This window comes from Acidovorax facilis (genome assembly GCF_050626955.1).
GTDB classification, from domain to species: Bacteria; Pseudomonadota; Gammaproteobacteria; order Burkholderiales; family Burkholderiaceae_C; genus Acidovorax; species Acidovorax facilis.
Genome location: NZ_CP192460.1, coordinates 1,494,024 through 1,508,882 on the forward strand (window position 1 = coordinate 1,494,024; position 14,859 = coordinate 1,508,882).

Below are 14,859 nucleotides of genomic sequence, written 5' to 3' on the forward strand. Positions count from 1 at the left end.
TGCTCAGGTTGAGGCAGGCCGCCGCGCCGCCTCCTGCACCGCCCGGGCCGCATGGCGAGCAGCGTGCTCCCGGGCCCAGGTCAGCACCTCGTGCGCAGGCATGGGCCGTGCAATGCCAAAGCCCTGGGCGCGCTCGCAGCCCAGCTCCAGCAGCTTGGCGCATTGCTCGGCGGTTTCTACGCCCTCGGCCACCACATGCCGGTGGAAGGCGGCGGCCAACGCGACGATGGCGCTCACGAGTGTGAGGTCGTCGCCGTCTTCCAGAATGCCGCGCACGAATGACTGGTCGATCTTGATGGTTTCGGCGGGCAGGCGCTTCAGGTAAGACAGCGAGGAGAAGCCGGTGCCGAAGTCGTCCAGCGCAAAACGCACGCCCAGCGCCTGGCAGCTTTGCATCATGTGGCGCATGTACTGCATGTCTTGCAGGGCCGCAGATTCGAGGATTTCCAGCTCCAGGCGGGTGGGCGACACCTCGGGGCAGGTGTGCAGGATGTCCTTGAGCCGCTCCACAAAATTGGCCCGGTGAAAGTGGGGCGCGGAGATGTTCACGCTCACCTCCCACAGCATGCCGGCGTCCGTCCACTGCCGCATCTGGGCCAGCGCCTGGCGCAGCACCCATTCGCCCACTTCCACCTCCAGCTCGGCATCCTCGATCAGGGGCAGCACATGCTGCGGGCCCAGCAGGCCCTGCTCGGGGTGTTGCCAACGCAGCAGGGCCTCCAGCCCCAGGATTTCGCCGGTGCGCAGGTTCACCTTGGGCTGGTAGTGCAGCACCAGCTCGCCCGCGTGCAGCGCCTGGGCCACGCGGGTCTGGCGCGTGTGCTGGGTCTGCACGGCGTGGTCCAGCTGCACGTCGAACACATGCATCTGGTTGCGGCCGAAGCCCTTGGCCTGGCACATGGCCTGGTCGGCGTGGCGCAGCAGGGTGTCGGGGTTGGCGTCGTCTTGCGGAAACACGGCCACGCCCACACTCACGGTGGTGTGCAGCACGCGGTCGTCGATGGCGTAGGGGGCGGCCAGCTGCTGCATGAGCACGTCCACGCGCGCCTCGATGGCGGGCACGTCGGGCAGCTCGCCCAGCAGCAGCACAAACTCGTCGCCCCCCATGCGCGCCACGGCGTCCTGCGGCGTGATGAAGGCGCCCAGGCGCCGCGCGGTTTCCTTGAGCAGGCGGTCGCCCACGCGGTTGCCGTGGGCGTCGTTCACGGTCTGGAAATGGTCCAGGTCGAGCATGCACACCGCCAGCAGCAGCCCTTTTTGCCGCGCCACGAAGATGGCATGGGTCAGCCGCTCGGCCAGGGCGGCGCGGTTGTACAACCCGGTGAGCGGATCGTGCCGTGCGTGCCATGAAATCTGGTGGCGCAGGTTGCGGGTTTCGGTCACGTCGCGGAACACCAGCACGCAGCCTGCGGCCGTGCCATCGCCCTGGCGGATCGCTGACGCGGTGTACTCGATGGCGTAGCGTTCGCCCGAGCGGTGAATCAGCACCTCGTGCGTGACCGGCTGCAGGGCGCCGGGCACGGTGTCCCGCTCGGCCGCAGAACTGGCGTTGCGGCTGGCAAGCTCTTCATACAGGCGAAACACGTCGTCCAGCTGCCGCCCCAGCGCCTGGTCGGCGGTGAAGCCGGTCATGAGCTGTGCGGCCTCGTTGATGGTTTCGATGCAGCCCGAGGGGTCGGTGGTGATCACCCCGTCGCCGATGGAGGCAAGCGTGACCTCGGCGCGTTCCTTCTCGGCGCGCAGGGCCTCCTGGGCGCGTTTGCGTTCGGTCACATCCACCAGGGTGCCAATGGTGCCGGCCAGCGTGCCCCGGGTGGTGGTGAATGGGGCCTCGTAGTAGGCCATGTCCCTTGGGGGCTGGTGGTTGGCGGGGTGCACGCGGATCTCGTTGTCCTGCGCCTGGGCGATCTGGGTGGAGCGCTCGGGCGACAGCTCCTGGGGATACGCGGGTGGCGAGGCCTGAGCGCTGCCAGCACCGGCAGGGGCATGAAAAAGCCGCTGCCAGGCGCAGTTGACTTCCAGGGTGACACCCTTCGCATCCCGCACGAACACCGGCAGGGGCAGGGCGTCGATCAGCTGGCGTGTGAAGTGCAGTTGTTCGCTTTGCTGCTGCTGGGTTTCGCGCAGCGACAGCACCAGCGACTGGACCTTGCCCGCCATGTCATTGAAGGTGGCCGCCATGGCGCGCGATTCGAGCGTGCCCGTCACCTCCATGCGCGTGTCCAGGCGGCCCTGGCGGAACGCATCGGTGGCTTCCGCCAGGCGGCGCAGCATGCGGGCATTGGCCCGCAGCAGCAGGGTGAGCAGCAGCAGGATGGTGAAAATGTTGAGGGCCGAGATGCGCAACTGCACCACCACCGTGCTCCAGACCTGGCCGACGAGGGGGGCCGCCTGCAGCGTCACCGTCAGGCGCCCGGAGGCCCCACCGCTGGACAACGCCTGGCTGAACTGTTGCGAGGGCGGTGCAATGTTCACCCATTGGGCAAACCAGTCTGGCGCGGTGGCGGGCAGGCGGGGCGCCCTGGCTTCGGTGGCGGGCTCGTTGTCCACCTGCCATTTCAGCGAATGGATGCCCGGCCCGAAGCTGGCAATCCCTTCGCTGAGCAGCGTGGCCTGGGCCTGGCGGTCCGAGGCTAGCAGGGCCGCCAGCGACGGCAGCAGCGCATCCCCAGCACGGCGCAGTTCGGTGGCGGCATGGCGGCGCACCTCGTCGGTTTCTGTGGCCACCAGGTAGTGGTAGCGCACCGTGCTGACCAGCACGATGATCAGCACGATAGGCACATACAGCCGGGGATAGGTGCCCCGCAGGAGCCAGGTACTGAGATTTCCGGTGCGCATCGACAGTGGCCCTCCCCCCAGGGCCTGATCAAAGTCTCCGGGCAGCGCCAGAACGACATTGAACTGGCTCTCCACCAGGGTAATGAATTGTTAATTAATTGTTGACGAGTCGGAGTCTAGCGCGTAGTGAATCGCGTGAGATGGGTTTGGACAGCGCAATCCCGCAGGAGCGGCCACGGCAGGAAGGCTTCTATGTGCGTTGGAGGCGGCGGCGCGCCAGGTGCTGTGGCGCCGCCGCAGGGAGATCACCAATACGCTTTGGGCAGGCCCTTACAGCGACTGCGCCAGCATGTCGCGGTATTCCTCGGGCGTGGCAATGCGCGGGTTGGTCTTGTGGCAGTGGTCGGCCATCGCGCCCTTGATGATGTCGTCGAACATCGCCTCGTTCACGCCCATGGCGGCCAGGCCGGTGGGCAGGCCCAGGCGGGCGTTCATGTCGCGGATGGCTTCGGGAATATCGCCTGCGCTTGCCAGGCCCATGGCGTGGGCCATACGTTCCAGGCGCTTTTCCTTCTGCACCGATTCCGCCTGCGCATTGAAGCGCACCACGGCGGGCAGGAACATGGCGTTGAGCGTGCCGTGGTGCAGGCGCGGGTTCACGCCGCCCAGGCTGTGGCTGAGCGAATGCACCGCGCCCAGGCCCTTCTGGAAGGCCATGGCGCCCTGCATGCTGGCGCTCATCATGTGCAGGCGCGCGTCGCGGTCGCTGCCGTTTTTGGTGGCCTGCTCGATGTTCGCCCAGCCGCGTGTGAGGCCATCCAGCGCGATGCCGTCAGCGGGCGGGTTGAACGCGGCGGACATGAAGGTTTCCATGCAGTGTGCAATCGCATCCATGCCCGTAGCGGCAGTGAGCATGGGGGGCAGGCCCAGCGTGAGTTCGGGGTCGCAGATGGCCGTCTTGGGCACCAGGTGCCACGAGTGAAAGCCAAGCTTGCGGTGGTCGTCCACGATGATGATGGCGCCGCGTGCCACCTCGCTGCCCGTGCCGCTGGTGGTGGGCACGGCGATCAGCGGTGCGGCGCGCTCGGTGATGCGGGGTGAGCCGCCTTCGATGGTGGCGTAGTGGGTGAGGGGACCTTCGTGCGTGGCGGCAATCGCAATGCCCTTGGCGCAGTCGATGGCCGAGCCACCGCCCACGGCGATCAGGCCATCGCAGCCCTGGGCCTTGTACATTGCAACGGCGGCGCGCACGGCGGCTTCGGTGGGGTTCGACGGCGTCTGGTCAAACACCGCCACGGTCATGCCAGGCAGCGCGTCCAGCGCCTTTTGCAGCACGCCTGCGGCCTTCACGCCAGGGTCTGTCACGATCAGCGGACGTGTAATGCCCACACGCTCGCACTCTTGTTTCAGCAGCTTGACGGCGCCGAATTCAAACTGGATCTGGGTGACGTAGTAGATGAAAGCCATGGTGCAACAGGATGTGTGAATGGGAGTGCCAGCGATTACGATAGCTCGCCAGCCCTTGAAACGAGTTCTGAGCTCACTTTATAAGGAGGAGACACGCGTGAAAACGAAGCAAACCCTGATGGCGGCCCTGGTAGCCGTCGCATCTGTGACAAGCGCCCAGGCCCAGTGCCTGACCGATGCGCAGGCCGCCGACCTGGTGGCCAACTATGTCGCCAAAACCCCCGCCGCCAACCCCGAGAACCTCACTGACGCCGACGGCGCCTGCACACGCGGCAAGGTCAACGCCTTGCTGGCACAGCGCATGGGCAAGGTGATTGGCTACAAGGCGGGCCTGACCAACCCCGCTGTGCAAAAGCGCTTCAACACCGACAAACCCGTGTGGGGCAAGCTCTACGAAGGCATGGTGCTGCCCAGCGGCGCCACGGTGGATGCGGCCTTCGGTGCCCGCCCACTGTACGAGGCCGACATGCTGGTGCGCGTGAAAAGCGCCGCCATCAACCAGGCCAAGACCCCCATGGACGTGCTGGATGCCGTGGACCAGATCATCCCGTTCATGGAATTGCCCGACCTGATGGTGCAGGCGCCGCCCAAGCTCAATGGCGCAGGCGTGACGGCCATCAACGTGGGCGCGCGCCTGGGCGTGGCGGGTACACCCATTGCTGTGCCAGCCTATCGCGGCGAGCGTTTTGCCATGCTGAAGGCGCTGGCCGACATGAACGTGTCGCTGACCGATGGTGCGGGCGCGCGCCTGGGCGGTGGCAAGGGCAGCGACATCCTGGAGCATCCGCTCAATGCCGTGGTGTGGCTGGCGGGCGCGTTGGCGCAAGAAGGCCTGGCCATGCAGCCGGGCGATCTGATCAGCCTGGGCTCGTTCTCGCCCCTGCTGCCACCCAAGGCCCGTTTGTCGGTGACGGCCACCTACGATGGCCTGCCCGGCGCCGCACCGGTGCGCGTGACCTTCAAGTAAGCCACCGATGAGCGGCCCGCCGCCGTGCGGGCCGTTTTCTTTTCTTGCCGAGACCCCACCCGTTGACCGACCTGCACATCCACCACACCCGTCTCACCCCCCAGATGCGCAGCGTTCTCGAACGCATGGCCCGCGCGGGGCACCCACCGCTGCACACGCGCACGCCGCAGGAGGCACGCATCGCTTACCAGGCGGGCGCGGATGTGCTGGAGGTGCCCAAGGCCGCGCTGGCGCGGGTGGAGGACCTGCAGATCCCGGCCCGCGACGGCGCCATGCTGCCCGCACGGCTGTATGCGCCCAGCACCGACGCGGGCCTGCCCATGCTGCTGTACACGCATGGCGGCGGCTTCACCATCGGCAGCGTTGCCACGCACGACATCCTGTGCCGCGAACTGGCACGCCTTGCAGGTTGCATGGTCGTCTCGCTGGACTACCGGCTGGCGCCGGAGCACCGCTTTCCCACGGCCAGCAACGATGCGTGGGATGCGCTGCAGTGGCTGGCTGCCAACGCTGAGCGCCTGGGGGCCGACCCCCAGCGGCTGGCCGTGGGCGGCGACAGTGCAGGCGGTACGCTGGCCGCCGTCAACGCCATCCTGGCGCGGGATGCGGGCCTGCCGCTGGCGCTGCAACTGCTGATCTACCCCGGCTGTGCAGCGCACCAGGACACGCCTTCGCACACCACCTTCGCGCGCGGCCTGGTGCTGGAAGAGCCTGCCATCAGCTGGTTCTTCGGCAACTACGTGCAAAGCCGCGCCGAGCGCGAAGACTGGCGCTTTGCCCCGCTGCATGCCCCGGATGTCGATGGTGTGGCCCCCGCCTGGATCGGTCTGGCAGAGTGTGACCCGCTGGTGGACGAAGGCATAGCCTACGCCGACAAGCTGCGCCTGGCTGGCGTGCAAGTGGACCTGGACATCTACCGCGGCGTGACCCACGAATTCATCAAAATGGGCCGCGCCATCCCCGAGGCGCGCAAGGCCCATGCTGACGCAGCCCGTGCGCTGCGATTGGCCTTTGGAATGGAGTGAAGACAACATGCAACGCAACGAATTCCGCTGTTTCCACCGCCTGCGCGTGCGCTGGGCCGAGGTGGACATGCAAAAGATCGTGTTCAACGCGCACTACCTCATGTACATCGACACGGCCATGAGCGACTACTGGCGCGCGCTGGGTTTGCCCTATGAGGCGAGCATGCATGTGCTGGGCGGTGAGATGTATGTGAAGAAGGCCACGGTGGAATACCACGCCTCTGCGTGGCTCGATGACACGCTGGACGTGGGCCTGCGCTGCACGCGCATCGGCAACTCATCCTGCCTTTTCACGGCAGGCATTTTCTGTGGCGACCGGTTGCTGATCTCGGCTGAGCTGGTCTATGTGTTTGCCGACCCGGCCACGCAGACCTCGCGCCCGGTGCCACCCGCGCTGCGTGCCATCTTCGAGGGCTTTGAGGCCGGTGCCGACATAGCCGAGGTGCGCACGGGCGACTGGAACACGCTGGGCCGCGATGCAGGCCGTGTGCGCACGGAGGTGTTTGTGCACGAACAGGGCATTCCCGCCGAAATCGAAGCCGATGTACACGACATCTCGGCCCGCCATGCCGTGCTCTACAACCGGCTGGGAATGCCCATTGCTGCAGGCCGCTTGCTGCAGCAGTCACCGGGTGTGGGTCGCATCGGCCGCATGGCCGTGGACCGCTCAGTGCGTGGTGCGCAGTGGGGGCGGCAGTTGCTGGATGCGCTGGTCGCCGCCGCCCGCGCCCGGGGCGACACGGAGGTGCAATTGCATGCCCAGCGCAGCGCTGAGGGCTTTTACCGCCGCGCCGGTTTCTCCGTGGTGGGTGAGCCTTACGAAGAGGCTGGCATCGCGCACATTGCGATGGCGCAGCGGTTGTAGTTGATTTTGCTATTAATAAATGAGCTGCTTGCGCTTGATGGATAAGCGCTGGAGCCCATTTTTATTCAAATATCTTCGAGCAGCGCGTAGGGCAGCGGCAGCAGTGCCAACGCTACGCCGTCCGTGGCACCCACCTGCAGGCTGCCTTCCTGCGCGGCGCTGATCTGCAGCGACACGATGGTGTCGAATCCGCCGCTCGGTGCAGAAGCCACCTGCACCACGGTGCCGCAGGGCTGTTCCAGGTCTGCCGTGTTGAACACTTCGGCTCCCACTGCCACTTCGGCTGGCGCATGGGCGATGTAGGCCCGGCGCTTGAGCGTGCCCCGGAACTGGCTGCGCGCAACCACTTCCTGGCCGGGGTAGCAGCCCTTCTTGAAGTTCACGCCACCCACGGATTCATAGTTCAGCATCTGGGGCACAAAGGCCTCGACCACGGGCGTGGTCAGGGTTGCCACGCCGCTCTTCACCTCGCTCCAGAGCCACAGCGCGGCGTCCAGCGCGGGGCCTGCGGGGGCCGGGTCAACGGCCGGGGCCACCCACAGGGCCCGGGGCTGGCCATCGGCGGGGTACAGGTGGACCACCGACGCGGTGCCGATATCGGCCTTGGTCCAGGCGGGCTGGCTGACGTCGGGCACGGTGTCTCCGGCCAGACCGTACAGTGCAAAGTCGTTGGTGGCGTCGGTCAGCTTGGCCTTGGCGCGCAATACAAACATCGACAGGCGCTTGAGCGTGGGGGGCAGCAGGTCGCGGCTGCACACCAGCAGCACCTCGGTAGCGCTGCGCTTGAAGCCGATGAAGCTGGCCTGCATGCGGCCCTTGGCCGACAAAAAGGCTGCGAGGCGGGCCTGGTCCATGCCCAGCAGGGCGAAATCCTGGGTGAGCTGGCCGTGCAGAAACTTGGCGGCGTCTTCGCCTTCCACGCGAATCACGCCCAGGTGGGACAGGGGGGCAATGCCGTTCAGGGGGTAAGTCATCGCTGAATTATGATGCCCTGTTTCATACACACAGACGGCAGGGTTGTGCGACGTTTACTGGCTTTGATCGCGTTGGTTTTGATCGCATCCGGTGGTGCGGCTTTTTGGTGGCTGCACCAGCCGCTGGTGACCGGCAGCGAGCCTCTGGAGCTTGCCATCGAGCCCGGCACCACACCCCGGGGCGTCGCACGTGATGTGGTGGCTGCAGGCGCGCGTGTGGATGCCCGCATGCTCTACGCCTGGTTCCGCTTCTCGGGCCAGGACCGCGCCATCAAGGCCGGCAACTATGAAATCCCCCCTGGCACCACGCCCCGCAGCCTGCTGCAAAAGCTGGTGCGCGGCGAAGAGAGCCTGCGCGCCATCACCCTGGTCGAGGGCTGGAACTGGCGCCAGGTGCGCCAGGCGCTGGCCAAGGAAGATCAGCTCAAGCGCGACGTTGCCACGCTGACCGACGAAGCGCTGATGGCCCAGCTGGGCCGCCCCGGTGTGCCACCCGAGGGGCGCTTCTTTCCGGACACCTACACCTACGCCAAAGGCTCCAGCGACATCGCTGTGTTGCGCCGGGCGATGCATGCCATGGACCGCCGCCTCGAAGCCGCCTGGGCGCAGCGTGCGGCAGACACGCCCCTCAAGTCGGCCGAAGAGGCCCTGATTCTGGCCAGCATTGTGGAGAAGGAAACGGGCAAGGCCAGCGACCGGGGCCAGATTGCGGGCGTGTTTGCCAACCGGCTGCGCGTGGGCATGCTGCTGCAGACCGACCCCACGGTGATCTACGGCCTGGGCGAGAAGTTTGATGGCAACCTGCGCCGCCGCGACTTGCAGACGGACACGCCCTGGAACACCTACACCCGCGCAGGCCTGCCGCCCACTCCGATTGCCATGCCCGGCAAGGCGTCGCTGCTGGCCGCCGTGCAGCCGGACGCCACGCGCGCCCTGTACTTTGTGGCCAAGGGCGATGGCGCCAGCCACTTCAGCACGTCGCTGGAGGAGCACAACCGTGCCGTCAACCGCTACCAGCGCGGCCAGCAGTAGATTCTTCCACCAAGGTTTTCATGTCACGACCCGGTCTGTTCATCACCTTTGAAGGCATCGACGGTGCGGGCAAGTCCTCGCACATCGAGGGGCTGGCCACTGCCTTTCGGGCACAGGGCCGTGCTGTCACCGTCAGCCGCGAGCCAGGCGGCACGCCGCTGGCCGAAAAACTGCGCGAGATGGTCCTCAACGACCCGATGGATGCGCTCACCGAGTCCCTACTGATCTTTGCGGCCCGCCGCGATCATCTGCGCAATGTGATCGAGCCCGCCCTGGCGCGGGGCGACGTGGTGCTGTGCGACCGCTTCACCGATGCCACCTTTGCCTACCAGGGCGCGGGGCGCGGCTTTGATCTTGGTGCGCTATCAATATTAGAGCGTCTTGCGCAGACTGGACTTGCGCCAGAGGCAGATTTGATGCGTGAACCCGATCTGACGGTGTGGTTTGACCTGGCGCCGGAGGTGGCTGCAGAACGCCTGGCCGGTGCGCGCGTGCCCGACCGTTTCGAGGCCCAGCCTGTGGAGTTCTTCCGCCGCGTTGCCCAGGGCTATGCCGACCGCGCCGCTGCAGCGCCGCAGCGCTTTGCGCGCCTTGACGCGGCCCAAGACCGCCACCGCGTGTGGCAGCAGCTCACCAGCGTGTTTGTGCGCAAGGGGTGGCTGGCGATCATGGTGGCGTCCCAGGGGGGGGCGCAATGAGCGAGGCCACAGTGGCATTGGCGCCGTGGATTGCCGCGCAGCGCACCAGCCTGCTGGCCCAGCGCGGCCACGCATGGTTGTTGCAGGGGCCATCGGGCCTGGGCCAGTACGCCTTGGGGTTGGAGCTGGTGCGGGCCTGGCTGTGCGATGCGCCCACAGAGCAGGGCGCGTGCGGCCAATGCAGCAGTTGCCACGCCATCGACGTGCGCACCCACGCCGATCTGTGTGTGCTGATGCCCGAGGTGCAGATGATGGCGCTGGGCTGGCCCTTGTCGGAAAAGGCCCAGGCGGACATCGACGACAAGAAGCGCAAGCCCAGCCGCGAGATCCGCGTGGAAGCCATGCGCGATGCGGTGGAGTTCTCGCAGCGCACCTCGGCGCGCGGCAAAGGCAAGGCGGTGCTGGTGTACCCGGCCGAGCAGATGAACCACATCACGGCCAATGCCTTGCTCAAGACCCTGGAGGAGCCGCCGGGTGACGTGCGCTTTGTACTCGCTAGCGAGGCGGCGCACCAATTGCTGCCCACCATTCGCAGCCGCTGCCTGGGCCACACCATGGTCTGGCCCGCACAGGACCAGATGCTGCAGTGGCTGCAAGGGCAGGGCATCGCCGGGGATGCCGCTGTGTCGTTTTTGCGGGCCGCAGGCGGGCGGCCCGACGATGCGTTGGCACTGGCGCGCTCGGGCCGAAGTCCACAAGCTTGGTCGGCCTTGCCGCAGGCGGTGGCCAAGGGCGATGTGACTGCCTTGGGAGACTGGTCGCCCGCGCAGGTGATCGACGCACTGCAAAAACTCTGCCATGACCTGCTGGCGGCCAGCGTAGGCGGCGCGCCGCGCTACTTTGCACCCGCAGACCTGCCCAAGACGGTGCCGCCGTTAGGTGCTCTGACCCGCTGGTCGCGCGCACTGGCCAAGGCTGCACGCACGGCGGACCATCCTTTCAATGCTGGCCTCATGCTGGAGGCGCTTGTCGCCCAGGCGCGAAACACCCTACACTCCAAGCACTGAGCCGCACCCATCCATCCATGAGCAGTCCATCCACCGCCCCCCGCCCCAGCGTCATGCAGCTGGCCATCAAGGAAAAGGGGGCCCTGTACGCGGCCTACATTCCCTTTTTTGCCGAAGGGGGCATTTTTGTCCCCACCCAGCGGGACTACAAGCTGGGCGATGATGTCTATGTGCTGCTCACGCTGCCGGACGACACGCAGCGCTATCCGGTGGCGGGGCGCGTGGCATGGGTCACGCCAGCACGGGCTGCGGGCAACCGCACCCAGGGCGTGGGCATCCAGTTTCCCAAGGACGAAAAGTCGCGCCAGCTGAAGGCCAAGATCGAGGAGCTGCTGGGCACATCCCTGGGGTCCGACCGGCCCACCCAGACCATCTGAGTTTGGCGCCGCCACCGTGCCGACCTGCGCAGGCTGGTCGGCATTTTTTATGGGCGCCCACGACGAGGGAGCGGATGGCGTATCTTTGCTCCAGAGCGCTGCGCCGCCTTTGACGGCCCGCGTTGCGCCCCAGAAACGACTAATTTGAAACCGCATGTTCACTGATTCGCACTGCCATCTCAATTTTCCGGAACTGGTGAGCCAGCTGCCCGCCATCCGCCAGGCCATGGCCGAGGCACAGGTCACCCGGGCTCTTTGCATCTGCACCACGCTGGAAGAATTCAACGGGGTACATGCCCTGGCCATGGCGCACGACAACTTCTGGAGCACGGTGGGGGTGCACCCCGACAACGAAGGCATTGCCGAGCCATCGGTGCAGGACCTGCTGGACCGTGCTGCTCTGCCGCGCGTAGTGGCCATTGGCGAAACGGGGCTCGACTACTACGGCATGGAAGACCGCAAGGGCGGGCGCAGCATCGCTGATCTGGAGTGGCAGCGCGACCGTTTTCGCAACCATATCCGTGCGGCCCGGGTTTGTGAGAAACCTCTGGTCATCCACACGCGCAGCGCATCGGACGACACCCTCGCCATCCTGCGCGAAGAGGGCGAGGACGGCCCCGGAAACCGTGCAGGCGGTGTCTTCCACTGCTTTACCGAGTCGATGCAGGTGGCGCGTGCGGCGCTGGATCTGGGCTACTACATTTCTTTCTCGGGCATCGTGACCTTCAAGAGCGCCCAGGAGCTGCGCGACGTGGCGGCCTTTGTGCCGCTGGACCGCACGCTGATCGAAACCGACAGCCCCTATCTGGCGCCCGTGCCGTATCGCGGCAAGACCAACAATCCCTCGTATGTGCCCTATGTGGCCCGGCAGGTGGCCGAGACCAAGGGGCTGACGTTGGAGGATGTGGCCGACGCCACCAGCCGCAACTTCGACATTCTGTTCAAGGGAGTGACCGCATGATTTGCCATCGCCGCAATGCGCTGGCCACCCTGGCGCTGGGGCTTGCCGCCCCCGGCATCTGGGCCGGAGCCTATGAGGATTTTTTTGTCGCCATCCTGCGTGATGACGATGCTGCCATTGCCGCGCTGTTGCGCAGGGGTTTTGATCCCAATACGCGCGACCCGAAAGGGCAGGTGGGCCTGACCATCGCTTTACAGAATGGGTCGTCCAAAGCGTTTGCAGCCTTGCTGGCATCCAGCCAGGTGAACGTGGAAGCCCGCAATGCGCAGGACGAAAGTCCCTTGATGATGGCGGCACTCAAGGGCAATCTGGAAGCCGTCAAGGCGCTGCTGGCACGCGATGCAGATGTGAACAAGACAGGCTGGGCGCCCTTGCACTATGCGGCCTCTGCAGGTTCGCGCCAGCATGTAGCCATCATCGCGTTGCTGCTGGAAAACCATGCCTACATCGACGCCACATCACCCAACGGCACCACGCCCCTCATGATGGCGGCGCAATACGGTTCCAACGAGGCCGTTCAGCTGCTGCTGGATGAGGGCGCGGACCCTACGCTCAAGAACCAGCTGGGGCTGACGGCCGCCGACTTTGCCTTGCGGGTGAGTCGTACCGAATCTGCCGACAAAATCGCCGCAGCCATCCGCAAGCGCCAGCCCAACCGGGGCCGGTGGTAGACGTAGCGCTGGGATCGGCCGTTGTCGCGCGCCGGTTAGCGCGCAATAGCACGCAATAGCACGCAATAGCGTGTTCAGTGCAATGCGGCGGTTTCGCCCGAGGCCGGCCGGGCCTGCAGGCGTGCGTACAGTCCGCCCATCGCCATCAGCTCAGCGTGTGTGCCTTGTTCGGCAATGCGCCCACGCTCCATGACGATGACCCGGTTGGCATGCTCGATGGTGGACAGGCGGTGCGCAATGACCAAGGTGGTACGTCCCTGCATCAGGCGCTGCAGGGCGTCCTGTACCAGCCGTTCGGATTCGGTGTCCAGCGCCGAGGTGGCTTCGTCCAGGATCAGGATGGGGGCGTCCTTGTACAGCGCCCGCGCAATCGCCAGCCGCTGGCGCTGCCCCCCCGACAACTGCGTGGCGTTGTGACCCACCACCGTGTGCATGCCCTGGGGGAGTGCTGCCACGTGTTCGGCTAGGTTGGCGGCCGCCAGGCACGCCTGCACGCGTGCTTCATCCACCGCGTGTCCCAGTGCCACGTTGGCCGCAATGGTGTCGTTGAACATCACCACGTCCTGGCTCACCATGGCGAATTGGGAGCGCAGCGATCCGAGGTCCCACTCTGGCAACGGGTTCCCGTCGACCAGGATTTCACCCGAAGCGGGCGTCACAAACCGTGGCAACAGGTTGACCAGCGTGGTCTTGCCTGCCCCGGAGGGGCCGACCAGGGCGACGATTTCGCCAGGCTCCACGCGCAAGCTGATGTGGTCCAGTGCAGGGGCGTGGTCAGGGCCAAACGACACCGTGACCTGCTTGAGTTCCAGCGCCCCCTGGGCGCGGTCCTTGCGGAACTGGCCGCCCGCTTCGGCTCCGGTGTCTCCCAGCAGTGCCAGCCCCCGCTCCAGGGCGGCAACACCCCGCGTGATCGGGCTGGCGACATCGGCAAGGCGGCGTATGGGCGCAATAAGCATCAGCATGGCCGTGATGAATGACACGAAGCCGCCGACGGTGACATCCTTGGCGTCCACGGTGCCACGGCTCTGCCACAGGGCAATGCAGATCACTACGGAGAGCGCAGCAGCGGCGAGTAGCTGCGTCAGCGGCGTCATGGCTGCGGAGGCGATGGTGGACTTGATCGCCAGGCGCCGCAGGCTCTGGCTCAAGGCGGCGAAGCGCCCGGCCTGGCCAGGCTGCGCGCCATGCAGCCGGACCATGCGGTGGGCCAGCACGTTTTCTTCCACCACGTAGGCGAGTTCGTCGGTGGCCTGCTGGCTGCTTTTGGTCAGGTGGTAAAGGCGCCGGGACAAGGTCTTCATGATCCAGGCTACGCCCGGCACGACAACGGCGACGATCAGCGTGAGCTGCCAGTTGAGGTACAGCAGGTACACCAGCAGCGCCACCAGTGTGAATCCGTCGCGCGATACCCCTAGCAGTGCCTGCACGAGCAGGGTTGCGCCGGTTTGCACCTCGTACACCACGGTGTTGGACAGCGTGCTGGCCGATTGGCGCGAGAACAGGCCCATCTCGGCAGCGAGCACCCTGTCAAACAGCGACTGGCGCAGCGTCAGCATGCCTTCGTTGGCAATGCGTGCCAGTGCGTACTGGCCGACGAACTGGGCAACGCCCCGCACAAAAAACACGCCCAGGATGGCCAGTGGCACCATCCACAGTTGGAGGGTGCCTTGCGTGAAGCCCCGGTCCAGCAGGGGCTGCAGCAATGCGGGAATCAGCGGCTCGGTGATCGCGCCGACGAGGGTGGCCACAACGGCAAGGCTCCAGGCCATTCGCTGGTTGCCAAAGTAGACAGACAGTCGGCGCAGGCGTGTGGCCAGGCTTGCAGCGGGCGGGGAGGGAGTGTTGGGAGGCGCGGCGCCCGTATCTGTGGCTTGCATGTGGCCCGGATTCTACGGTTGTGGGCGGTCAAGGTGCCGGTGAGATATTTCTGCGCAGCAGGTTGTGAGCTGAAAGAAATCGGTGCGAATAGGTTTGGAGGTCGCACGTTTTGTCACAGGGGTTTCCCCGCTGTGTGTAACATTCGGGTTTGCCTTT

Annotated in this window: 13 protein-coding genes; 9 read left to right on the top strand and 4 right to left on the bottom strand. The window is 66.1% G+C overall.

Features of this window, described 5'->3' with window-relative positions:
• Window positions 1-3: 3 nt before the first annotated feature.
• The gene (locus tag ACQ4MJ_RS06780; protein WP_431153105.1) at window positions 4-2,838 is read right to left on the bottom strand and encodes a bifunctional diguanylate cyclase/phosphodiesterase; all 2,835 of its coding nucleotides are present in this window, start codon (window positions 2,836-2,838) and stop codon (window positions 4-6) included.
• 270 nt (window positions 2,839-3,108) lie between these two features.
• Entirely contained in the window at window positions 3,109-4,245 is a 1,137-nt protein-coding gene (locus ACQ4MJ_RS06785) for an iron-containing alcohol dehydrogenase (RefSeq protein WP_431149469.1), read from the bottom strand.
• Between the two features lie 97 nt (window positions 4,246-4,342).
• Here ACQ4MJ_RS06785 and ACQ4MJ_RS06790 point away from each other — a divergent pair, with 97 nt between their 5' ends.
• The 3 genes from ACQ4MJ_RS06790 to ACQ4MJ_RS06800 all read left to right on the top strand — a co-directional run bounded on the left by ACQ4MJ_RS06790 (window position 4,343) and on the right by ACQ4MJ_RS06800 (window position 7,102).
• Window positions 4,343-5,212 carry a 2-keto-4-pentenoate hydratase gene (locus ACQ4MJ_RS06790; RefSeq protein WP_431149468.1) on the top strand — a complete coding sequence of 290 codons (870 nt, stop codon included), beginning with the start codon at window positions 4,343-4,345 and terminating at the stop codon, window positions 5,210-5,212.
• Window positions 5,213-5,274: 62 nt separating this feature from the next.
• Entirely contained in the window at window positions 5,275-6,237 is a 963-nt protein-coding gene (locus ACQ4MJ_RS06795) for an alpha/beta hydrolase (protein WP_055393974.1), read from the top strand.
• A gap of 7 nt (window positions 6,238-6,244) precedes the next feature.
• Complete coding sequence (locus ACQ4MJ_RS06800; protein WP_431149467.1) at window positions 6,245-7,102, top strand: YbgC/FadM family acyl-CoA thioesterase; 858 nt, start codon at window positions 6,245-6,247, stop codon at window positions 7,100-7,102.
• A 65-nt stretch (window positions 7,103-7,167) separates the two neighbouring features.
• Here ACQ4MJ_RS06800 and ACQ4MJ_RS06805 read toward each other — a convergent pair whose 3' ends face one another.
• A complete protein-coding gene (locus tag ACQ4MJ_RS06805) occupies window positions 7,168-8,076 on the bottom strand; it encodes a YgfZ/GcvT domain-containing protein (protein ID WP_431149466.1) in 909 nt (302 codons plus the stop codon).
• A gap of 45 nt (window positions 8,077-8,121) precedes the next feature.
• Here ACQ4MJ_RS06805 and mltG point away from each other — a divergent pair, with 45 nt between their 5' ends.
• From mltG to ACQ4MJ_RS06835, 6 genes are all read left to right on the top strand, one after another.
• Window positions 8,122-9,108 carry an endolytic transglycosylase MltG gene (mltG, locus tag ACQ4MJ_RS06810; RefSeq protein ID WP_431149465.1) on the top strand — a complete coding sequence of 329 codons (987 nt, stop codon included), beginning with the start codon at window positions 8,122-8,124 and terminating at the stop codon, window positions 9,106-9,108.
• A gap of 20 nt (window positions 9,109-9,128) precedes the next feature.
• Window positions 9,129-9,806, top strand: a complete 678-nt coding sequence (gene tmk, locus ACQ4MJ_RS06815) for a dTMP kinase (protein ID WP_431149464.1) — start codon at window positions 9,129-9,131, stop codon at window positions 9,804-9,806.
• Window positions 9,803-10,813: a DNA polymerase III subunit delta' gene (locus ACQ4MJ_RS06820; protein WP_431149463.1), complete on the top strand. Its 1,011-nt coding sequence runs from the start codon at window positions 9,803-9,805 to the stop codon at window positions 10,811-10,813. Before tmk ends, ACQ4MJ_RS06820 begins: the two co-directional genes overlap by 4 nt.
• 17 nt (window positions 10,814-10,830) lie before the next feature.
• A complete protein-coding gene (locus ACQ4MJ_RS06825) occupies window positions 10,831-11,190 on the top strand; it encodes a PilZ domain-containing protein (protein WP_010465538.1) in 360 nt (119 codons plus the stop codon).
• 154 nt (window positions 11,191-11,344) lie between these two features.
• Entirely contained in the window at window positions 11,345-12,151 is an 807-nt protein-coding gene (locus ACQ4MJ_RS06830; protein ID WP_228898401.1) for a TatD family hydrolase, read from the top strand.
• Window positions 12,148-12,822, top strand: a complete 675-nt coding sequence (locus tag ACQ4MJ_RS06835; protein ID WP_055393961.1) for an ankyrin repeat domain-containing protein — start codon at window positions 12,148-12,150, stop codon at window positions 12,820-12,822. The genes ACQ4MJ_RS06830 and ACQ4MJ_RS06835 overlap by 4 nt, the downstream gene beginning before the upstream one ends.
• 74 nt (window positions 12,823-12,896) lie before the next feature.
• Here ACQ4MJ_RS06835 and msbA read toward each other — a convergent pair whose 3' ends face one another.
• Entirely contained in the window at window positions 12,897-14,702 is a 1,806-nt protein-coding gene (gene msbA / locus ACQ4MJ_RS06840) for a lipid A export permease/ATP-binding protein MsbA (protein WP_218299859.1), read from the bottom strand.
• Window positions 14,703-14,859: the final 157 nt, after the last annotated feature.